Annotated in this window: 18 protein-coding genes, 1 tRNA gene and 1 pseudogene; 5 read left to right on the forward strand and 15 right to left on the reverse strand. The window is 38.5% G+C overall.

All coding sequences use genetic code 11. The annotated features are described in order from the left end of the window. Positions 1-33: 33 nt before the first annotated feature. The 4 genes and pseudogenes from EFD62_RS02785 to EFD62_RS02795 form a co-directional block, all read right to left on the reverse strand. A pseudogene (locus EFD62_RS02785) lies at positions 34-948 on the reverse strand (copper amine oxidase N-terminal domain-containing protein); the annotation flags it as partial. Between the two features lie 218 nt (positions 949-1,166). Continuing rightward, complete coding sequence (locus EFD62_RS18215; protein WP_268919919.1) at positions 1,167-1,301, reverse strand: hypothetical protein; 135 nt, start codon at positions 1,299-1,301, stop codon at positions 1,167-1,169. A gap of 167 nt (positions 1,302-1,468) precedes the next feature. Next, positions 1,469-1,544: transfer RNA gene (locus tag EFD62_RS02790), tRNA-Ala, on the reverse strand. Positions 1,545-1,639: 95 nt separating this feature from the next. Then, on the reverse strand, positions 1,640-1,930 hold the full coding sequence (locus EFD62_RS02795) for a DUF503 domain-containing protein (protein WP_069193913.1): 291 nt from the start codon (positions 1,928-1,930) through the stop codon (positions 1,640-1,642). Positions 1,931-2,065: 135 nt separating this feature from the next. Between EFD62_RS02795 and EFD62_RS02800 the strand changes: the two genes are divergently transcribed. The 4 genes from EFD62_RS02800 to EFD62_RS02815 all read left to right on the forward strand — a co-directional run bounded on the left by EFD62_RS02800 (position 2,066) and on the right by EFD62_RS02815 (position 8,204). After that, positions 2,066-3,250 carry a PP2C family protein-serine/threonine phosphatase gene (locus EFD62_RS02800; RefSeq protein WP_069193914.1) on the forward strand — a complete coding sequence of 395 codons (1,185 nt, stop codon included), beginning with the start codon at positions 2,066-2,068 and terminating at the stop codon, positions 3,248-3,250. Between the two features lie 16 nt (positions 3,251-3,266). After that, on the forward strand, positions 3,267-5,024 hold the full coding sequence (locus EFD62_RS02805) for an ATP-binding protein (protein ID WP_069193915.1): 1,758 nt from the start codon (positions 3,267-3,269) through the stop codon (positions 5,022-5,024). Between the two features lie 208 nt (positions 5,025-5,232). Next, positions 5,233-6,996 (forward strand): Rqc2 family fibronectin-binding protein, encoded by a 1,764-nt coding sequence (locus EFD62_RS02810; RefSeq protein WP_069193916.1) that lies wholly within the window; start codon positions 5,233-5,235, stop codon positions 6,994-6,996. Between the two features lie 17 nt (positions 6,997-7,013). Then, a complete protein-coding gene (locus EFD62_RS02815; RefSeq protein WP_128705713.1) occupies positions 7,014-8,204 on the forward strand; it encodes a pyridoxal phosphate-dependent aminotransferase in 1,191 nt (396 codons plus the stop codon). Positions 8,205-8,273: 69 nt separating this feature from the next. Here the strand turns inward: EFD62_RS02815 and EFD62_RS02820 are convergent, their stop codons facing one another. Next, positions 8,274-8,795: a nitroreductase family protein gene (locus EFD62_RS02820; protein WP_128705714.1), complete on the reverse strand. Its 522-nt coding sequence runs from the start codon at positions 8,793-8,795 to the stop codon at positions 8,274-8,276. Between the two features lie 465 nt (positions 8,796-9,260). Here EFD62_RS02820 and EFD62_RS02825 point away from each other — a divergent pair, with 465 nt between their 5' ends. After that, positions 9,261-11,489 carry a glycoside hydrolase family 9 protein gene (locus EFD62_RS02825; RefSeq protein WP_128705757.1) on the forward strand — a complete coding sequence of 743 codons (2,229 nt, stop codon included), beginning with the start codon at positions 9,261-9,263 and terminating at the stop codon, positions 11,487-11,489. A 75-nt stretch (positions 11,490-11,564) separates the two neighbouring features. Here EFD62_RS02825 and EFD62_RS02830 read toward each other — a convergent pair whose 3' ends face one another. The 10 genes from EFD62_RS02830 to fmt form a co-directional block, all read right to left on the reverse strand. After that, on the reverse strand, positions 11,565-12,200 hold the full coding sequence (locus tag EFD62_RS02830) for a thiamine diphosphokinase (RefSeq protein WP_235832543.1): 636 nt from the start codon (positions 12,198-12,200) through the stop codon (positions 11,565-11,567). 15 nt (positions 12,201-12,215) lie between these two features. Next, the gene (gene rpe, locus EFD62_RS02835) at positions 12,216-12,878 is read right to left on the reverse strand and encodes a ribulose-phosphate 3-epimerase (RefSeq protein WP_128705758.1); all 663 of its coding nucleotides are present in this window, start codon (positions 12,876-12,878) and stop codon (positions 12,216-12,218) included. Between the two features lie 121 nt (positions 12,879-12,999). Then, on the reverse strand, positions 13,000-13,884 hold the full coding sequence (gene rsgA / locus EFD62_RS02840; protein ID WP_128705716.1) for a ribosome small subunit-dependent GTPase A: 885 nt from the start codon (positions 13,882-13,884) through the stop codon (positions 13,000-13,002). A gap of 12 nt (positions 13,885-13,896) precedes the next feature. After that, positions 13,897-15,897 (reverse strand): Stk1 family PASTA domain-containing Ser/Thr kinase, encoded by a 2,001-nt coding sequence (pknB, locus tag EFD62_RS02845; RefSeq protein WP_128705759.1) that lies wholly within the window; start codon positions 15,895-15,897, stop codon positions 13,897-13,899. A 47-nt stretch (positions 15,898-15,944) separates the two neighbouring features. Beyond that, the gene (locus tag EFD62_RS02850; RefSeq protein ID WP_069193922.1) at positions 15,945-16,700 is read right to left on the reverse strand and encodes a Stp1/IreP family PP2C-type Ser/Thr phosphatase; all 756 of its coding nucleotides are present in this window, start codon (positions 16,698-16,700) and stop codon (positions 15,945-15,947) included. 64 nt (positions 16,701-16,764) lie between these two features. After that, a complete protein-coding gene (gene rlmN, locus EFD62_RS02855; protein ID WP_069193923.1) occupies positions 16,765-17,814 on the reverse strand; it encodes a 23S rRNA (adenine(2503)-C(2))-methyltransferase RlmN in 1,050 nt (349 codons plus the stop codon). Position 17,815: 1 nt separating this feature from the next. Next, positions 17,816-19,183, reverse strand: a complete 1,368-nt coding sequence (rsmB, locus tag EFD62_RS02860) for a 16S rRNA (cytosine(967)-C(5))-methyltransferase RsmB (protein ID WP_083225296.1) — start codon at positions 19,181-19,183, stop codon at positions 17,816-17,818. Next, a complete protein-coding gene (locus EFD62_RS02865; protein WP_069193925.1) occupies positions 19,179-19,865 on the reverse strand; it encodes a zinc metallopeptidase in 687 nt (228 codons plus the stop codon). The genes rsmB and EFD62_RS02865 overlap by 5 nt, the downstream gene beginning before the upstream one ends. Positions 19,866-19,880: 15 nt before the next feature. Further along, entirely contained in the window at positions 19,881-20,630 is a 750-nt protein-coding gene (locus EFD62_RS02870; protein WP_235832544.1) for a DUF116 domain-containing protein, read from the reverse strand. Further along, a complete protein-coding gene (gene fmt, locus EFD62_RS02875) occupies positions 20,623-21,594 on the reverse strand; it encodes a methionyl-tRNA formyltransferase (RefSeq protein WP_268919921.1) in 972 nt (323 codons plus the stop codon). Before fmt ends, EFD62_RS02870 begins: the two co-directional genes overlap by 8 nt. Positions 21,595-21,616 lie beyond the last annotated feature (22 nt).

Here is a 21,616-nt window from a genome sequence, read left to right on the forward strand (position 1 = left end):
ATATAACATCTTTGTGCCTTTTCTTTCTCTATCTCATGTTTTTTCTTCAAATGTATTGTCCAAAATTACTTTCTCAATCTCCATAGAACCTCTTTCCATCAAAAATTTTACAGCTATTTTTGTACTATACCATACTCCCTTTTTCAACTTACCTTCAAACCTGTCAAGATATTCATCGGATGCTTCATGATATATAAATTCCAGCCTACCTGTAACTATTACATCTGTGGGTGTTAATGCAAAAATAGTTGCATCTTGAAGGACTTCAACCTTAGAAGGATCTGAAATAAACTTAACTTCTCGTATTATAGAGTTCTCGACAGCATCATTATGTACCGCTCTCATAATTCCCGCAAAAGGGGCAGTAGGAATGTATGGGTCACATTCTTTAGTATAGTCCACATCTCCTATAAAAGCCTCGACATGTGAACTTGCCATAGATAAATAATATTCTCTCTCTTTGTCAGTAAGCTTAACCGTAATATTTGGATATTTTAAGAGTGGTATAAGATTTTCAAAGTCTGTATTCATATTAGCGATACATTCATAATAGGTATCACTTAAAGCAGGGTTCATAAAGAACACAGGTTGCTTGTCTTTGGTATCTATAGTAACCTTGTATTCGTTTGCATCCCAGTATACCTTATAGCCAAATGCTTCACTAATAACTCGATAAGGTACGAATGTTCTATTGTTTCTAATAACAGGTATAGAGTCTATTGGAACGGATTTGCGTTGCTTTGTTTTTAGATCATTAATGTTTAGGGTGTTTTCATCGTGTCTAATGCTAAAATAAACTTCTATATCATCATAAGTAATTGTGACTATTTTTAGAATATCATCCCAGTCAACCTTTGCTCCAAAACTCTCTGCAATTGCACGAATTGGAACCATTGTTCTTCCAAATTCATTTATATAAGGCTTTGCATCAGTAAATTGCAGTTCTTTATCATTGACATATACATTGTTATTTTACACCAAATAGTAATAAAGATAAATATCAATAAACTCTTGAATAAAATTATCGTCGGCGCAAATATTTTGAATATATGAAAAGAGGAGGCAATTACCTCCCCTTAAGATTCAGTCAACAAAACATGCAGTTTGTCAGTGCAATTCTTATGTACGTGCCTTAAATGCTTTACAATAATTTCATTTACAGGACACTAGTTCTTGTAGCCGCATCCACCACCAAAGCCGCCGAAAATTCCTGGGCACAGACAGAGAATAAACAAAATTATTATTATCCACCAGATGAAGTCATTCCCACAGCCGAAGGCAAAACCTCTATTTTCTTCCATATTGATTCATCCTTTCTTAAATTGTTCTTCTTCACGGTAGTATAATATTCATGTAAGCAGAAAAGTGTTACATTGTTTTTGAAAATTTATTAGTAATGAAATGGTTATAAGAAATCCTGTAAAAGTAATCGGCAGAACAGGTAATAACCCATTCTGCCGATTACTTTTGGTGGAGCTAAGGGGGATCGAACCCCTGACCTCTTGAATGCCATTCAAGCGCGCTCCCAGCTGCGCTATAGCCCCAAATATTCATTAATACCAATAAATATTTTAATATATTTTCTAGTGTAATTCAATAAGTTTTTTTGGAAAAATAAATAAACTTTAATCTTTAAATATTAATCTACAAATATATTTTCAGTACTGTAGTCTACCAATACAACCCTGCCGTCATTCTCGATAAAGTTCACAATATTTGCCATCATGCTATCCGCATGTCCAGCCTCATTTGATACACAGGATATCCCTATTACGGCATTTTTCCATTTATCATTGAAGCCTACTTCTGCTACTGAGGCATTGAACCTTGATTTAATCCTTCCAACAATACTTTTTACAACCTGCCTCTTCTCTTTTAATGAAAATGCTTCATTGATGTTTAAAACCACTCTGCAAACGCCTATAACCATAATATCACCTATTAATTAATATTTGATGTCGCCAGCCTTTAGCACTCTTCTTATTATAGCATAAACTTAATGATTATAGAAAATTCATATAAAACTTGATATAATAATAATTAATATTGAAGAGGAGCTAAGAAAATGGCGAAAATTCTTGTTATAGACGATGAAACTACCATTCTCCAGAACATTAAATTTCTTCTCGAAATTGACGGCAATGAAGTAATAACAGCTTCCAGTAGCAAAGAAGGGCTTAGCTTTTTCATGGACAACTTCAACTCAATCGATGTCGTCATTACCGATATGAAAATGCCCAAACTCTCCGGCATGGAAATCCTCAGAGAAATTAAGAGGATTATGCCTCAAATGGCCGTGATTATCCTTACGGGACATGGTGATTTGGATAATGCCATTCTTGCAATGAAAGAAGGAGCGTTTGAATACCTTAGAAAACCGGTCACAGCCCAGGACCTATCAATAGCTATAAGCAACGCCATAAACAGAAAAAAACTTCTTATGGAAAATGAAAAAATGACCCAAGAATTGCTGGAGCATAGAAACTATTTACAGGGTCTTCACGACTCTGCCGCAAAAATATTGCTCAACATGCTTCCTAAAAATCTACCGAAAATTGACGGCTTTAATTTTGCCGTTGAGTATAAATGCTGTGATGATGTCGGCGGCGATATGTACGACATATGCGATATAGGAGACTATATATGCTTTTATGTTTTTGATGTTTCCAATCATGGTATTCTTGCTGCTGTTATCTCAATAATAATAAAAAGTTTTCTTCAGAACATAGAGTACAACTACCGCCAGGGAATCAACAAAAGGAGATTTCCCGAAATAGTTTTGGATCTAAACCTAGAGCTTTTGTCCAACACAGCACAAAATGTTTTTGCTTCCTTGTTTTTAGGCTTTATTGATAAAAGCAGCAAAAAGCTTTATACCGTATCGGCCGGGCATATTACACAGTACATAGTTAAGGACAGCGGATTTGTGCCTTTAGAATCAACAGGTCCTATTCTTGGAGTCTTTGAGGATTCAACCTATACATGCACTGTAAACCAGTTAGAGCCTGGAGATAAAGTACTGCTTTTCACAGACGGTATTATTGAAGCTTCTTCGAACTCAGATGACGAAATTGCCGACAATAACCAAATTTTCGGCTCGGAGAATTTGCTTAAAATTCTTGAAAGCTGCAAAAATGAATCCCTTTCAACTCTTATTGATAAAACAATGAAAGCTGTAAAAGACTTCTCTAAAAATACCTGTATTGACGACATGACGATATTAGGTATTGAAGTCTCAAAAGAGATCTAAAATTGTGGAGGTCAAAATGAGGTATAACCGTCATATCAATGGGAATCTTCCGGAAGATATATTGGAGAGCATCATTATAAGTTCAACCGAATATGCAATTATCGCAACAGACACCCTCAACAGGATAATTGTTTGGAATAAGGGTGCTGAATTGATTTATGGCTACTCAAAGGAAGAAATGCTGGGAAAACAGTTCCCTTCCGACCTTCATAGAAAGGGTTTACCCAATAGTGAATTCCTCTTTGTACCGGACAATAATACAAAATCAAGCCTGATAGATCGAACAATGTATGCCAAAAGAAAGGACGGCTCCTTTACTCCTATTTCTATTACATCAACTCCTAGAGTCAATAACAACAATGAAACACTGGGCTTATTGATTCTTACCAGAGATATTACAAGGTATAAGCTTCAGGAGCAATTCAATAGCGTACTGATTGAAATCACCCATCTGGTAAACACATCATCCAACATAGATCAGATGTGCTCCGCAGTATGCAATACCATAAGTCGTTTTCTTGGCATACCATCGGTATTCATCTGCTTGTTTGACTATCTTAGCAACAATTTTTATATAAACTCAATGACAGGCTTGTGCAAAGGATGCAATATCCATACCTGCAGCTATTTTACCGATGATGAGGATGTAGCGGAAAACATAAAAGGCTGCTTTAAAACCTACACACAACTTACAATAAACCACAGTTCCCTTTCCGAACATGCCATCTATGACTATTTGGAAGCGCCTGTGGCCAATGGCAGTGAAAATTTCATAATTCATATTCCGCTGACCTCGGATGTTTCGATTATCGGCATACTTCACATTGTTGTCTCCCACCCCCAGAAAGCTTTTCTTCTCAATGAAACTCAAGTCTTAAGCCTTATTGCCAATGAAATAACAGCGGGAATTCAAAGGAAACGACTGATTGAAGAAATAAAGGAATATGCTGATAATCTTGAAAAAATGGTAAAGGTCAGAACGCGTCAACTGCGCGAAAAGGATGCCCAGCTAGTGCAGTCGGAAAAGCTTGCTACCCTTGGTGAAATGGCTACCGGTATAGCCCATGAAATCAATCAGCCTCTTGGAGGGATAAGCCTGATAGCCCAAGGACTTATCTTGGCAAAGAAAAGGGACAAATTAAGCGATGAACTCCTTCTCGAAAAGCTCAATGCCATTGTGGAGCAAGTGCATCGTATTGATAAGATAATAGGACACCTTCGCACCTTTGCAAGACAGTCGGATCAGACCAGGACACCGGTAAACATAAAAATGCCGCTTCTTGACGTATTCAAACTTATCGGTGAACAGCTGAAAAAACACAAAATCAATGTTGATATGGATATTCAAGAGAACCTTCCCTACGTCCTTGCCGACCACAACAAATTGGAACAGGTATTTTTGAACCTTATTGTAAATGCCAGAGATGCCATAAACGAACTTGAAAAGAACAGCAAACTTCTTACGGCTGAAAATGAAGGCACCGAATGGATTGATTCTCCAGATAAAAAAATAGCCATAAAAGCCCATTCTGACAGCGCAAATGTCATTATTGAAATCATAGATAACGGAATCGGTATACCCAAAGCCATTATCAATAAAATCTTTGAGCCCTTTTTCACTACGAAAGAAGTGGGAAAAGGCACCGGCATCGGATTATCGATAACATATGGAATTGTGAAGGAATTTGACGGAACAATAGATGTTGAGTCCGAAGAAATGAAAGGCAGCAGATTCATAATAAAATTTCCTATATATAATGAAAATAATCTGTAAATATCTCCATTCATATTTTTTGTTGTTAAAAACCTTTTCAAGTGGTATGATATTCAATGGAATAATAATTGGATAAAGCTATCTGTTTATGCTTCCGAAACTCTGATTTGCTATATGTTTTGCAATGAACTTTTCACATTAATTTCGATATTGCAACATATATAACAATGGATTTCATATAAAATGTTTGACAAAAGAGGTGTACAATATGCCTTTTGACGGTATAGTAGTAAAAAATGCAGTTAACGAACTATCAGATGCCCTTACAGGTGGTCGTGTCGATAAAATCTATCAGCCCGAGCAGGATGAGATTATAATAAACTTAAGATCAAAAGGACAGAATCTCAAGCTTTTGTTATCGGCTAATGCCAGCTATCCTAGGATTCATCTTACCGATATTACAAAGGAGAATCCCACAAATCCTCCTGTTTTCTGCATGCTTCTAAGAAAGCATCTTTCGGGAGGAAGAATAACAGAAATAGAATTTCACGATTTTGAAAGAGTAATTACAATACATATTGAAACCATTAACGAATTGGGTGACCTGACCTTAAAAAAGCTTGTGGTTGAAATAATGGGTAAACATAGCAACATTATACTTGTAAACAGCGATAATAAAATAATTGATTCAATAAAGCATGTGGACAGTGATGTCAGCCGCGTAAGAGAAGTCATGCCCGCAAGACCCTATTCCCTTCCTCCCAGTCAGGACAAAACCAGTCCTCTTGCGCTTAATGTTGAGTTGCTCTTTTCGAAGGCAAAGGAACAAGGAGATCCCCGTATCTCAAAGTTTCTTCTAAACAATATCAAAGGCTTCAGTCCTCTTTTGTGCGATGAAATATGCTATCGTGCAGGTATTGACTCGAGAATGCCAATTTCAAGCCTCTCGGTGGACATTGTCCAAAACCTGAAGCAGGCCTTGAATGAAATAATTTCTAAGATTGAGCATTCGGAATTTACTCCATGCATAATATGGAATGGTGATGATAGACAAAAGCCCGTTGATTTTCATTCTTTTGAGATAAAGCAGTATAATACGTCTGATTTTTATCCGTCTATCAGCAAAGTGTTGGATTTATTTTATACTACCAGGGATACTTCCGAAAGGCTTACACAAAAAAAGGCGGATCTTGTAAAGCTTTTGAACAACTGTATTGACCGCTGCAATAAAAAAATTTCCATACACATGGATACATTGAGAGAAGTTGCCGAAAGGGAGAATTACAAGCTCTATGGAGAGCTTATCACTGCGAACATATACTGTATACCTAAAAACGCCGGCAAGGTCTCCCTTTTGAATTATTACAGCGAAAACAGCGAGTATGTAGACATACCCCTTGATGAAACCCTTCTTCCTCAGGAGAACGCCCAGCGGTATTTTAAGAAATACGCAAAAGCAAAGACTGCCTATACTCATACGACACAGCAGCTTGAAGAAGCCCGCGGTGAGCTTTTATACCTTGAAAGTGTGCTGCACAGCTTAGAGAACATCAAATCCCTAAAGGATATTGATGATATACGTCAGGAGCTTGCCGACCAAGGTTATTTACCTGCAAAGAAGAAAAAGCCGGAAAAGAAAAACTCAAAAGCCTTTACTCCTCATATTTATAAGTCTACAGACGGTCTTTATATCTATGTGGGAAAAAACAATGTACAAAATGACATGCTCACCCTGAAGTTTTCATCTTCTAATGACATCTGGCTTCATACGAAGAATATTCCGGGCTCTCATGTCATAATAAAGAAGGATAAGGGAGATATACCCGACAGTACTCTGCTTCAGGCAGCGCAGCTGGCGGCTTATCACAGCAAAGCAAAGAATTCCTCCCACGTGGAGGTCGATTACACCCATGTCAGAAATGTAAAAAAACCCAACGGCGCAAAACCAGGAATGGTAATCTACGATAATTATAAAACTATTATTGTTACGCCGGATGAAAATATAATAAATAAATTAATAATGGAAAAATGAGTAAGGAGTGTTAGTAGATGATATCAGAAAGTGTAGTAAATAACCTAAAGAATGCCTCATGGATAAGGGCCATGTTTGAAGAAGGTGAAAAACTTCGTAAAATCCACGGAAAAGATAATGTATATGATTTCACTTTGGGAAATCCCGATCACGAACCACCCGCATCGGTAAAAGAAGCATTAAAAACTATTGTTAATGAAGATAAACCCGGTATCCACCGTTATATGAACAATGCAGGATATGACGATGTAAGAGAAAAAGTTGCTGACTACTTAAACAAGACTTCAGGGCTGTCTTCCATCACATCTAAACATATAATCATGACCTGCGGTGCTGCCGGTGCTCTCAACGTCGTATTAAAGACAATCCTCAACCCTGGTGAAGAAGTGATAATATTAGCTCCTTACTTCGCGGAGTATATATTCTATGTTGGAAACCACGACGGAAAAGTAGTTATAGTGCCGCCGGAAAAGGACAGCTTCAAACCTGACCTTAAAATACTCGAAAGCAGCATCACCAATAAGATCAAAGCAATAATTATTAATTCTCCGAACAACCCATCGGGTTACATATATAGCGAAGAAACATTGAAGGGTATTTCTGATATCCTGGAGAAAAAGGAAAAGGAATATAACTCAACTATATATGCAATTTCGGATGAGCCCTATTACAAGCTGGTTTACGACGATGCCAAGCTTCCGTTCCTTTTCAAACTGTTTAAAAAATCCTTCATCGTAAATTCTTTCAGCAAGTCCCTCGCTCTTCCAGGAGAAAGAATCGGTTATATTGCTGTAAATCCCGAGGTTCCCGAGCTAAACCTCATATTGGAGAGCTTGGTATTTTGCAATCGTACATTAGGTTATGTCAACGCTCCGGCATTGTTCCAGAAGGCAATTGTCGACTCACTGGATGTAGACATTGATATTGAAAGCTATAAACAAAGACGGGATATTATCTATGAAAATTTAACCCGATTGGGTTTCTCATGCATTAAGCCCCAAGGAACCTTTTATATTTTTCCAAAATCTCCTATTGAAGACGATATTCAATTTATCAAACATGCAGTTAAATATAACCTTCTTTTGGTTCCAGGTACAGGCTTTGGCTTACCGGGCCACTTCAGACTTTCCTACTGCGTAAGTATGGATACCATTAAAAATTCACTGCCTGCTTTTGAAGCATTGGCCAAGGATTTTAATCTTATATAATAAAGACATAAGAAAGACTTCCGGTAGCAATTAGCCGGAAGTCTTTTATCAACATTAGCTTTCTTTGCCTTAGAAGCTTCCGAAATGAAGTTTACCGTAAGGCAATTCATCTACATTATATGGCTTCTTTTCTTCGTCGGGATAGCCCACAGCTATTATACATTCCACTTCATATTCGCCGGGTATTTGTAGAATCTCTTTTACAGTGTCCCCTGCCTTCACATTATTAGAACCGAATCTTTCTCTGACTTGTATCCAGCATGAACCCAACTCTAATGACTGAGCAGACAACTGAGCTATAATTGAAGCTATTGAAGCATCTTCTACCCATACATCACAAATCTGTGGATTAGCGACAACCACAATACCCAATGGGGCACCCGCTAAAAACGCTGAACTATGCTCTCTTATATCCGAAAGCTTTTTTAACGTCTCCTTGTCAGTAACCGCAATAAACTCCCAGGGCCTTCTTGAACGGGACGAAGGTGCTAACAAAGCACTTTTCAAGATTATATCTATTTTCTCCTTCTCCACTTCTTTGTTTTGAAATTTTCTAATGCTTCTTCTGGACTTCAATAAGTCATACAACATAAATTTACTCCTCCCTCTTTAATGAAAGTTTTTCATAACCTATTAGAATATACTAAGTAAAACTTTGCTAAATCTACTACTATATTTTGCTTACCATTCTAAAATAACATTCTATTAAATCTATATACAAGCTTTTATGAATATAATTACATTATATTACCTGTATAATATCAAAACAACAGGAATTATCTTAATACCTCTCGAGAGTTATAACCCTTCAGTTCAAAGAAGACTTTTCGTTTACAGAAAAAATTACTTTCCTCTATTTAATTGTACTAAAAAAATGCGATAAAAATATTCTGTATTAGCAAATTATGATATAATAAAGACATAAAGCAGGATTTATTTGTTCACATATATCTTATACATATATTTAGATAAATAAAAAGAATTTCAATATTGCTATTTCGGAGCTTTTCTAATCTACAGATGTGAACAATCAATTTATAAAAGGGGAGATGTATGGTGAAAAAGATTATCATTACAGTTATAGTAGCTGCTGTCCTTTCAACTGTTCTTATACCGCAGTTGCCTGCTTATGCAGCAGACTATAACTACGGAGAAGCGCTCCAGAAGGCAATTATGTTTTACGAGTTCCAAATGGCTGGGAAGCTTCCCGATAACATCCGAAACAACTGGCGCGGTGATTCATGTCTTGACGACGGAAAAGATGTGGGGCTTGACCTTACAGGAGGCTGGTTTGACGCAGGTGACCATGTAAAATTCAACCTACCTATGGCCTATACAGCCAGTATGCTTGCATGGACAGTATACGAATACAAGGATGAATTGCAAAAAAGTGGTCAATTGGGTTATATGATGGATCAGCTTAAATGGACATCGGATTACTTCATTAGATGCCACCCGGAAAAAAATGTATACTACTATCAAGTAGGCAATGGTATAGCAGACCACAATTGGTGGGTGCCGGCCGAATGTATTGATCTTCAGGTCAATAGACCGGCTTATAAGTTAGACAAGTCAAATCCCGGTTCTACCGTAAGCGCCGGCACCGCTGCAGCACTTGCAGCAACTGCCGTAGTATTCAAAGACACTGACCCGGCGTATGCTGCTGAATGTCTTAAGCACGCAAAGGACCTCTTTGACTTTGCGGAATCCACCATGAGTGATGCAGGCTATATTGAAGCATTGAACTTCTACACATCCAACAGCGGTTGGTATGACGAGCTTTCCTGGGCAGGTGCTTGGATTTACCTTGCTGACGGGGATCAAACATACCTTGATAAAGCCGAAAAATATGTAAGCAACTGGGGGCTCGAGAGTCAGACAAGTTTTATAGCCTACAAATGGGGTCAATGCTGGGATGACGTTCACTATGGAGCAACAATTCTTTTAGCAAAGATCACAAGCAAATCTTTATACAAAGAGACAATTGAAAGACATCTGGACTATTGGTCAATCGGATATAACGGTGATAGAATCAGATATACCCCCAAAGGTCTTGCTTTCCTTACTGACTGGGGTGTATTAAGGCATGCTACAACTACTGCCTTCCTTGCATGTGTTTATTCCGACTGGTCAGGATGTTCTAAGGAAAAAGCCAATATTTATATGGATTTTGCCAAAAAACAAGCTGACTATGCTTTAGGCAGTAGCGGAAGAAGTTATGTAGTCGGATTTGGAGTAAATCCTCCGGAACATCCACACCACAGAACTGCCCACGGCTCATGGTGTAACAGTCATGAGGTTCCGGAATACCACAGGCATGTTCTTTATGGGGCTCTTGTCGGTGGACCGGGTCCCGATGATTCTTACAACGATGATATAGGAGATTTTATAAGAAATGAGGTTGCCTGTGATTATAATGCCGGTATAGTAGGATTGCTTGCTAAGATGTACGGCGAATACGGCGGAGAACCCATACCAAACTTCATGGCTATAGAAGAAGTAAAAGAAGAAATTTATGTTGGAGCTTCAGCAAATTCAGATAATGGCACTAGCATAAAAGCATTCCTCTACAACAAGTCAGCATGGCCGGCAAGATCAAGCGACAAGCTTTCTTTCAGATATTTCATGGATCTTTCGGAATATGTATCTGCCGGATATAATCCTAATGATATACGCATTTCCATAGTTTATAGCGCAGCACCAACTGCTAAAATATCAAAACCAATACTCTACGATGCATCCAACAATATATATTACTGCGAAATTGATCTTTCCGGCACTAAGATATTCCCCGGAAGCTCCATAGACCATCAGAAAGAAGCACAGTTTAATATACAACCTCCTGCAGGTGCTCCTTGGGATAATACCAATGACTTCTCTTATCAGGGAATCATGGAAGACAGTGAAATTGTAAAAGAAATGCCCGTTTACGAAAATGGAGTTCTCATATTTGGTGTGGAGCCAAATGGTACTGTTCCAGCCACACCATCACCTACTGCAACACCTACAGTAAAACCTTCTACACAGCCATCTGTGAAGCCATCACCGACGCAGGATATCCTTTACGGCGATATTAACCTGGATGGAAAAATAACCTCCACCGATGCTACACTACTAAAAAGATATCTTGTTAAGTTCATAGATGAATTTCCAACTAAAGATCCTAATTTGAGTCTTATTGCCTCAGATGTAAATGGAGATGGAAAGGTAACTTCTACAGACCTTACATATATCAAACGTTACCTTTTGAAAATCATACCTGAACTGCCTAGAAACAAGAGTTAATTCAATATACATTAACTATAAAAGGCGAAGAGTGTCAAGCTCTTCTCCTTTTAATAGTCCAAAATATCGAAACTTTTAATCTCTAGTTTTTATAACCATCAAAACCCCCGATGTTATTGATATTTGTGCTTCTTGTGACACAAAACAATTACTGACTCCTCTGGTTGAGCCCATTTCAATAGTTTCTCCCTTAAGTGGGTAATAAAGCCCCTTTGTAGTTATACCTTCAACCTTTGAAGTAAGAGGAAGAAGTGTAAGATAATACCCCTCTTCAGCTTTAACCTCAGTACAATCGTCAATTAGAAATATTTCATTATATTCATTTACAATTCTTCCCCTAACACCTCTATCAAGCATTTGCCTGAGCAAAAAAATATTTGATAAAGTGTGATCCAGCCTTGTACCGGTACCTCCGATTATCACAATATCTTTGTAACCTCTTTCAATAGCTGTATCTACCGCAAGCTCTGTATCTGTCATATTCTTTTCCGTTGGATATTTCAATATAGTAACCTTCTGCTCCCTGTAGTATTCAAGGTATCTCTCTTCTATAGAATCAAAATCCCCCAGCAGAACATCCGGTTTTATTCCAAGCTTCTGTAAATGCAAAGCTCCTCCATCGGCGCAAACAATAAAATCAGCCTCATCAAAGAACTTCCTGTGATATGAATAATCTATAATGCTTCCATTACATACAATAAGCGCATACATCAGTTTTTCACCGGCCTATTCACTATATGAGTTTATCTTAAGTTCTTGAATTATTTTGGCAGTATCTTCCGCTGCAAATATGGTGGACCCTGATACAATAACATTTGCTCCTGCCTTTGTGACGCTATGGATATTTGTAGTATCTATTCCGCCGTCCACCTCTATATCAATATCAAGTCCTCTGTTATCTATAATCTTCTTTAATTCCTCTATTTTGCGGGTAACTCCACTTATATACTTCTGCCCTCCGAAGCCCGGATTAACCGACATAAGAAGAACCATATCCACATCATCCAGAACCCATTCGACAGCACATAAAGAAGTAGCAGGATTCAACGCTACAGCAGCTTTCTTCCCCAGTAGCTTGATTTTCTGGATAGTTCGATGGAGATGACAACAAGCCTCTGCATGAACTGAAATAATATCCGCGCCAGCATCGGCAAAGCTTTCTATGTACATATCAGGATTCTCAATCATAAGATGAACATCAAAAGGTAGCTTTGATACCTTTTTTAATGACTTTACCACAGGAGGACCGATTGTTATATTAGGTACAAAATGTCCATCCATAACATCAACATGTACCAAATCAGCTCCAGCCCTCTCAATACGCAATACTTCCTCACCTAGTTTTGAAAAGTCGGCGGAAAGTATGGATGGAGCAATTTTAATCAACATCATGCACTTCCTTTCAAAAATTTATATATATATACATAAGTTTTATCTAAACATAGATTTCAATATTGAACAAGACCATTTTATTCTCTAACATAGGTCAAGTATATTTTTATCCGGATTGCTAGGAATACTTCCTGCGCTGCTTGTCCTTCAATGTCTTATAAAATGTTATATAGCGCTCATATCTGTCCCTATTTATCATTCCGTCCTCCAAGGCACTCTTAACCCTGCATCCCGGCTCACTGATATGGCTACAGCCGACAAATTTACACTTGCCGATGTACTCTCTAAACTCCGGATAATAGTTTTGAAGATGTTCCGGCTCAATGTCTGAGAGTTCAAAAGAACTAAAGCCCGGGGTGTCCACTACAAACCCTCCTGACTTTAGTTCTAAAAGCTCTGCATGCCTCGTTGTATGCTTTCCCCTCTCAATTTTATCACTGACATTGCCCGTTTTCATAACATACGAATCTAAAACTCTGTTTAAAATAGTAGACTTGCCAACTCCTGACTGTCCTGCAAAAACTGTAGTCTTTCCCTTCAGCATTTCTCCTAATTGTTCAAATCCAACATCCAAAACCGAACTAATGGATACAATTCCAAAGCCGGTGTCTTTATAGCAGTCGATTATAGTATTCTTATATTCCTCATCCAAATCAATCTTGTTTATACAGATTACCGCATTTATTTCTTTCTGCATTACAGTAACCAAAAGCTTATCCAAAAGACTAAAATCCGGTAATGGTGATTTAACCGAAACAACCAGAGCTATCTGATTTATATTTGCCACTGCCGGCCTTATCAACTGCATTTTTCTAGGACAGATTTCTTCAATATATCCCTTCTTTTTTTCTTCGTCTACCACCGATAGAACAACCTCGTCACCAGGTAAAGGAATTTTGGAATCTTTTCGGAATGCGCCTCTGGCCTTGCATTCATAAACTCCATCCTCTGATTTTACGTAATAGAATCCTCCAATACCTTTAACTATCACACCTGATGGCAAACTTATACCTCCTTAAACCTCTTCATTAGATTCAGTACTACTGCTTTCATTGGTTTCTTCTGTTATCTCTGTATTGTTGCGTTTATTAAATTCTTCTGTAAATTCCGTATAACTCTTATTATCTAGATAAACCCTAACAAAAGTGCTTCCACCGTTGGGCACCGGTATTGAAATCGTTAGAGGGAAGTCACTTTTTTTCCGTACTTCACTGTATAAGGTTTCAACATTATTAGTGTCTGATCTTGTTATATTTACCAAAAGCTTTATATTCTCGCCGAAATTGTCTGGGTTATCAAGCTCAATGGTGCGAGTTACAAGCTTCTGGTCAGGATTATAATCCTCCAAGAATATGTTCACAGGAGTTCCCTCTTCAACTTCAGTTCCAGCTTTAGGTTCCTGCCTTATTATTTTGTCCCTGGCATAGGTCATATCTTCGGGAGATATCTTTCCCATGGTAAGCTTCGCACCCACCAAGAGATTTAAAGCCTCACTTTTGCTCTTTCCTAGCAAATTCGGAACCAGGCTGTACTTTATCTCCGGTCCCAGACTTATATAAATGTTCACCACTGTACCGGGCTTTACCTGCTCGTTTATGTCCGGTTCTGTCCTGATTACAACACCCTTGGTAACAATTTCATTATATTCTTCGATTATATTGGGTTTAAGCCCCAACTGCGTAAGCTCTGTTTGAGCCTGCCTATATTCATTTCTCCTAAGATCCGGTATTTTTACAAGCAACGGACCGTCACTTACCTCAAACTCAATCTGCGCAAATTCCCCAGGCTTTATTTTTTCGCCCACAGCTTTATCCTGAGATATTATTACATCTTTTGGTATATCATCATGATTCTTTCTCATATCTACTGCCCGAACATCGTACTGGGACAATTTGCCTTTAACTTCGTAGAAATTCTGATTCCTGTAATCCTCAACAACAAAATCCTCCGGTTTGCTAAACATTGAATAGACGACAGGACCCAAGCCCTTTACTGCCAAGCCGCCTAAAACCAAAATAACCAAAATTGATGTCACCACTGCCAAAATAGTAGTTTTTCTGTCTGTTTTCTTCTTCACCACTTCATCTCCTGCTTTTATAGATGTATCCCTCTCAAGAGCAAGTTCCTTTTTCCCGATTGACGGAATTCTCACCGTAGGACTGTCCTCAGTGGTTCGAGCCTTCACAAACTGGGTATCGGGCTCTTTTAGGACTTTGTACAAGTCCTGCAGAAACTCGGACGCCGATTGATATCTTAATGTCTGGTCCTTTTGAATAGCTCGCATAACAATGCTGTTAACACCTAAGGGTATATCCTCTTTGATACTTATAGGCTCCTTAGGTTCATCCTGAATATGTTTTATTGCAACAGCTACAGGTGACTCCCCGTCAAAGGGAAGCTTGCCTGTCAAAAGTTCGTACAACACTATTCCCAAGGAGTACAGATCCGATTTCTCATCGGTAAACCCTCCCCGGGCCTGCTCCGGTGAAAAATAGTGCACCGATCCAATTGTGTTTCCCGCCATGGTTATGGTGGATGAGCTAACCGCTCTTGCTATGCCGAAATCCGTAACCTTTAACATACCATCCTTTGTAAATAAAATGTTATGCGGCTTTATATCCCTGTGAACAATGTGATTTTTGTGTGCATGTTCAATAGCCTGAGATATCTGAATAGCAATGTTTACTGCATCCTTCCAGTAGAGAGCACCGTTTTCATCAATATATTCCTTCAATGTCTGTCCATTTACATACTCCATAACAATATAATGGATGTCATCCTCATGGCCGACATCATATATGGAAACAATGTTTGGATGCGAGAGACTTGCAGCAGCTTGAGCCTCTATCTTAAATCTCTTCAGAAATTCCTCATCGTTTATGAATTCCTGCCTCAAAATCTTAACTGCCACAAACCTGTTCAGAAGTCTGCATTTTGCTTTATATACAAGGGCCATTCCGCCCCCACCGATTTTCTCAATTAATTCATATCTATTCCCTAAAATTTGACCAACCATATCAGCACCTCTGCTTTTCATAGCATTATCAATTTACACCTAACTCCCTATTCTGTTATTCTCCCTTGGCTGTTTTTTACTACAATAACTGTAATATTGTCTTCTCCACCCTTTTCATTTGCCAATCGCACAAGCTCACTGCATGACACTTCAGGGTCATCGTTTTTTATAATTATATCCAATATTTCATCTTCTTTTAACATATTTGTCAATCCGTCAGTACATAAAACAAATATATCATTGTCCTTTATTTCAACGGTAAGTGTATCGATGAGAATCTTTTCCTCACAGCCTAAAGCTCTGGTGATAACATTCTTCTTGGGATGATTCTCCGCTTCTTCTCTTGTTAATGAACCGTTTTTTATCAATTCCTCAATGTATGAATGATCAGTTGTAACTTTTTCAATTTTGCCGTCTCTAATTAAATATACTCTGCTGTCCCCTACATGGCCAACATACAATCTATCTTTCAGTATAACGGCTGTAATAAATGTGGTGCCCATGCCAAAGTTGGATTGTGATTCTGCAGCTCTGGTAAATATCACAGTGTTCGCATTCTCCATAAGTTCTTTTATAGTAGAAAGTATGCTCTCCTCATTGGAGAATAGTTCACGATGGTCCAATATGTATTTTTCAGCAAATTCAACAGCCATGCCACTAGCTACCTCTCCCGAACTGTGTCCGCCCATTCCATCGGCAACGACAAAAACATCCGGAACATTTGCATGCCCTGTAATTAATCTGTAGTTATCCTCATTGAGTTCCCTTACTATTCCCCTATCGCTTTTTGCTGCAAATCTCACTCTATCACTCCCCTGTTTAGCTTAAATGTGTTTATTTACAATAGCTCTAAGTGCCCAAACAACACTAAAACACTAATTGTCCCTCATCCATAAGACTCCTTCGAAGCTGTCCGCATGCCGCATTTATGTCGCTTCCAAGCTCACGCCTCACAGTTGTTTCAACACCATACCTTTCAAGGATTTCTTTAAATATCGCAATTTTATCCTTCGAACTTCTCTTAAATCCGGTATCCGATACAGTATTTATCGGTATCAGATTGACATGGCACAACATGCCACGAATCCGTCCCGCAAGCTCAAGTGCATTCTCCTTTGAATCATTCAATCCGTTAATCATTGCATACTCAAAGGTAATCCTTCTATTTGTAGCCTCAGTATATATCTTACATGCTTCAATTATTTTGTCAATAGAATACCTTTTATTTACAGGCATAATTTTTTCTCTGATTGTGTCATTGGGAGCATGAAGGGAAATGGACAAGGTAACAGGTATTTTCTCTTCTGCCAGCCTTAAAACCTCGGGAACAAGGCCACAAGTTGAAACCGAAATATGTCTTGCTCCCAAATTAACACCGTCCTTGTGATTTATAAGCCTCAAGAATTTCACCACGTTTTCGTAGTTGTCCAAGGGCTCTCCTATACCCATTATTACTACATTTCCAATTCTCTCTTTTGTGTCATTCTGTATGGTCAGAATCTGGTCGAGCATTTCCCCCGATGTCAGATTTCTGACGAATCCAGCACCCGTAGAAGCACAAAATTTACATCCCATTTTGCATCCTACCTGAGAAGAAATACATGCACTATAACCATGGGAATATTTCATCAGCACGCTCTCAATTATATTGCCGTCACCTAACCTAAATAGGTATTTGGCTGTACCGTCAATGTTTGAAACAAACTTTTTTATGATTTCAAACCTGTTTATATATGCTCTTTCCTTTAACTGCTCTCTTAGGTCTTTTGAGAGATTTGACATCCCATCAATATCTTTAATTCCTTTATTGGTCCACTGAAATATCTGCTTTGCCCGAAACTTCTGGTGTCCCATTTGAGTCAGCATATTCTCAAGCTCCTCTATTGTCATGCTGAGGAGATCTATTTTTCCGTCCATCCTACTTGCTCCTTCTTCTCATTCTTGCAATAAAAAATCCATCAATACCGTCTATGTTCGGATACAGTTGAATGTATCCCCTGCCGCAACTTTCTTTCCTTAAAGTATCCGGGAGAAGGTTTGCTATATCCTCCAAATAAAAATCCTTATTCTCCCCAATAAACTTTTCCACCGCTTTTTCATTTTCTTCCGGCTCTATAGTACAGGTGCTGTACACAAGTACCCCACCGTTTTTTACATATTTTGAGGCCGTAGAAAGTATTTTTTCCTGAAGGGCCACAATCTCAGCCTTATCCTCCAAATTCCTGGTCCATTTTATATCAGGCTTCCTTCTTATTATGCCAAAACCAGTACACGGTGCATCCACCAAAACTCTGTCAATTTTTCCTTCTAATTTATTATCCGTAACAGCGGCATCATACACCTCTGTTTTGATTATTTCAAGTCCCAGTCTTTCTTTCGCCTGCTCTATCAGCTTGATTTTATGTTCATGAATATCTCTAGATATCACAGTCCCTCGGTTTTTCATAATCTGTGCTATATGGGTGGACTTTCCCCCAGGTGCACTACATACATCAAGTATTGTCTCTCCCGGTTTTGGGTCAAGCACCTTCCCCACAAGTATAGAACTTTCGTCCTGTACTTGGAAATATCCCTTTGCAAAAGCCTCCATCTTTTGAACTGCCGACGGATTACTTATTATCAGTGCTTCATCCAAATACTTACCATTTTCAACCTCAAAACCATCTTTCTCTAAAATATCCAATAATTCTTGTTTGGATATTTTTAAATCATTAACTCTAACAGTAAAAGGGGCAACATCATTATTAGATTTTAAAAGCCCTTCGGTAAATTCCTCCCCAAAGCGGTCAAGCCAATCCTTTACCATCCATACAGGATGGGAATATCTTATGGAAAGATAGTATGCCGTATCCTTGCTTCTATCGGGATACGGCAGATTATCCTTGCTTCTTGCTATATTTCTAAGAACAGCATTAACATATTTGCTGCTAGCAGTGTGGCCATACTTTACTGCAAGCTTCACACTTTCATTGCATGCAGCAGAAACAGGTATTCTGTCAGTATAATTCAACTGATAAATACCCATCCTCAAAATATTGAGTATCCAAGGAGAAAGCTTCTTAATTTTTATTGAAGAAAACTTCTCAATCAAATAATCAATAGTATATTTCCATTTTAATGTACCATATACAATGTCGGTAATAAAAGCCCTGTCAATACTCTCAAGCTCCGGATTATTCAAATATTTATTCAGCGAAATATTCGAATATGCTCCCTTTTCATTGATATCGTACAATATTTTAAGTGCAGTCTCTCTAGGTTTGTCAACTTTTGCTCTCATATTAATCATTTCTTCTTCTCGTAAGTAATATTAGACGCAGAAGGTTTCCAATTGCGACAGCAGCAGCAGCAACATAGGTCATAGCCGCAGCTGACAAAACCTTCTTTGCCGGGTCAATTTCATCATAATTTAGCACGCCGGTGTCTTCAATTGTTCGTATAGCTCTGCGGCTTGCATTAAACTCAACGGGAAGAGTAATTAGGTAGAATGCTACCGCAAGAGAGAAAAATATTATTCCTAAATTCACAAGTAAAGGCCAGCCTAAAAACAATCCCGCTATCGCCAGAGGAAAGCCCAAGGATGAACCAATATTTGCCACCGGAACCAAAGTGCTTCTTAAAACCAACGGACCATATTGCTCGCTGTGCTGAATGGCATGACCGGTTTCATGCGCCGCCACCCCGATTGCCGCCACAGAACTGCTGCCGTAAACCGACTGCGAAAGTCTTACCACCTTTGTTCTCGGATCATAATGGTCTGTGAGTTCTCCCGCAATTCCTTCAATCCTGACATCACTAAGACCGTTTCTCTCAAGAATCAACCTTGCTATATCTGCCCCCGTCATACCTCTTGTGTTACGGACACGACTATATTTATTAAATGTACTTTTTACCTTGAACTGTGCAAAGATTGAAAGAAGAAGTGCAGGTAAAACAAAAATTATATAATATTGATCAATACCATACATAGCAAAACCTCCTTTTTATTCCTTAATTATATTTTCAAGTTTTTTCTTTAGAACATCCACATCTATATTTGTATTATAGCACGGTCCATGGGGTCTGTCATTTATTAATCCGATAACAGGTATACTGCCAACGTCAGCAATACCACTGGTCAAATCCCTCTCACATGCCACGGAAACAATAATTTTGGGCCTTTGCTTTGATACAATATTCCTTGCCGCAGTCCCGCCAGTAACCACATAGACCGGAATCTTTTTTTCATCGGATATATCAGCGATAGAACCGATGCAGCATCTTCCGCATCTTTTACAGTTATTTATGTCATTTGTTATTTTATACCCGCACTCGGAATACTGCAAACAATGGGGAAGAAGTATCATTATCTCACTAGGACTGTATTTTTTGTCCATGGTGTCTACCAGCAAATTGTTAAAATCAACATAAAATTTCTTTATTGCATCCTTATTGGCCCTAAACAGTCCTGTCAAAACAGTCACCAAGGGAAAAAGCATTTTTAACCCGAACCTTGCAAAATATATAATCAGTTTGCCTGCTCTTTTGCGTCTATAAACATACATAATAGCCATAGAAGATACGAAGTAAAAAAACGTAATTATTATTGTCAGCAGTATTAAAACTAATAATATAAAATTATATGTATTTATTGTAGAGTAACTGTACAATAAGCCAAAAGCAATCAATACCGACACAAACAATATAAGTACAGCACCCATTAAGGACGCAAATTTTCTATAGCTATTATCCAATTATTTCACCTTCGTCCATCCTATGTCCGCAAATATAATCCTCTATCGACATTCTCCTAGAAGATTCAAATTGAACCTCTTTTATTATAATCATTCCAATACCGCAGGCAACAACAAGACCGTCCTTGCTGACTTTACAAATAGTACCCGGTCCAAAATTATGGCTCTCTTCACTTGAAACCGATGTCATCCATACCTTCATCTTTTGACCGTTGTAATATGTAAACGCTCCGGGCCACGGATTGGTACCCCTTACAAGGTTGTGAACATCCCTTGCTGACTTTGACCAGTCAATGCATCCCACGGATTTATCCATAATCGATGCGTATGTAGCCTGATCATGGGGCTGAGGAGTCCTCGTGAGGGTACCGGCCTCAAGCTTTTCAAGGGTTTCCTTCAGTACCTGTGCTCCCAGCTCGGCAAGCTTGTTATATAGCTCTCCTGCCGTCATATCATCGTGTATCTCTATTTCAGCCCTAAGCAGCATATCCCCCGTATCCATGCCTGCATCGGTATACATTGTCGTAATCCCGGAAGTTTTTTCTCCGTTTATTATCGCCCAATTCACCGGAGCTGCTCCCCTATATTTGGGAAGGAGCGAACCATGAACATTTATGCATCCATAAGGGGGGATGTCTAGAACTTCTTGAGGAAGAATTTTGCCATAAGCAGCCGTAACCAGCAAATCGGGCTTTATATCCCGGATTGCACTTGCAAATTCAGGGGTTTTTACCTTATCTGGTTGCAAAACTTCAATGTTGTTTTTTATTGCATACTCTTTTACCGGTGGCATAGATGTCTTCTTTCCTCTGCCTTTAGGCTTGTCAGGCTGAGTGACAACTGCCGCCACTTCATATCCTTCCCTTACAAGCATTTCAAGGCTAGGAACGGCAAAATCCGGAGTTCCCATAAATACTATTCTCAAAGCTGTCACCTCATTTACTAAAATCCATTTTTTATTCATTATCCCTTATGCTATATCTATT

The organism is Acetivibrio mesophilus (genome assembly GCF_004102745.1).
Classification (GTDB): domain Bacteria; phylum Bacillota; class Clostridia; order Acetivibrionales; family Acetivibrionaceae; genus Hungateiclostridium; species Hungateiclostridium mesophilum.

Coding starts and splice junctions, on each gene's coding strand:
- EFD62_RS18215 (WP_268919919.1), bottom strand. CDS start 1,301: ATGGAAGAAAATAGAGGTTTTGCCTTCGGCTGTGGGAATGACTTCATC.
- EFD62_RS02795 (WP_069193913.1), bottom strand. CDS start 1,930: ATGGTTATAGGCGTTTGCAGAGTGGTTTTAAACATCAATGAAGCATTT.
- EFD62_RS02800 (WP_069193914.1), top strand. CDS start 2,066: ATGGCGAAAATTCTTGTTATAGACGATGAAACTACCATTCTCCAGAAC.
- EFD62_RS02805 (WP_069193915.1), top strand. CDS start 3,267: ATGAGGTATAACCGTCATATCAATGGGAATCTTCCGGAAGATATATTG.
- EFD62_RS02810 (WP_069193916.1), top strand. CDS start 5,233: ATGCCTTTTGACGGTATAGTAGTAAAAAATGCAGTTAACGAACTATCA.
- EFD62_RS02815 (WP_128705713.1), top strand. CDS start 7,014: ATGATATCAGAAAGTGTAGTAAATAACCTAAAGAATGCCTCATGGATA.
- EFD62_RS02820 (WP_128705714.1), bottom strand. CDS start 8,795: ATGTTGTATGACTTATTGAAGTCCAGAAGAAGCATTAGAAAATTTCAA.
- EFD62_RS02830 (WP_235832543.1), bottom strand. CDS start 12,200: ATGTATGCGCTTATTGTATGTAATGGAAGCATTATAGATTATTCATAT.
- rpe (WP_128705758.1), bottom strand. CDS start 12,878: ATGTTGATTAAAATTGCTCCATCCATACTTTCCGCCGACTTTTCAAAA.
- pknB (WP_128705759.1), bottom strand. CDS start 15,897: ATGGTTGGTCAAATTTTAGGGAATAGATATGAATTAATTGAGAAAATC.
- rlmN (WP_069193923.1), bottom strand. CDS start 17,814: ATGGACGGAAAAATAGATCTCCTCAGCATGACAATAGAGGAGCTTGAG.
- EFD62_RS02865 (WP_069193925.1), bottom strand. CDS start 19,865: ATGTATGGTATTGATCAATATTATATAATTTTTGTTTTACCTGCACTT.
- fmt (WP_268919921.1), bottom strand. CDS start 21,594: ATGAATAAAAAATGGATTTTAGTAAATGAGGTGACAGCTTTGAGAATA.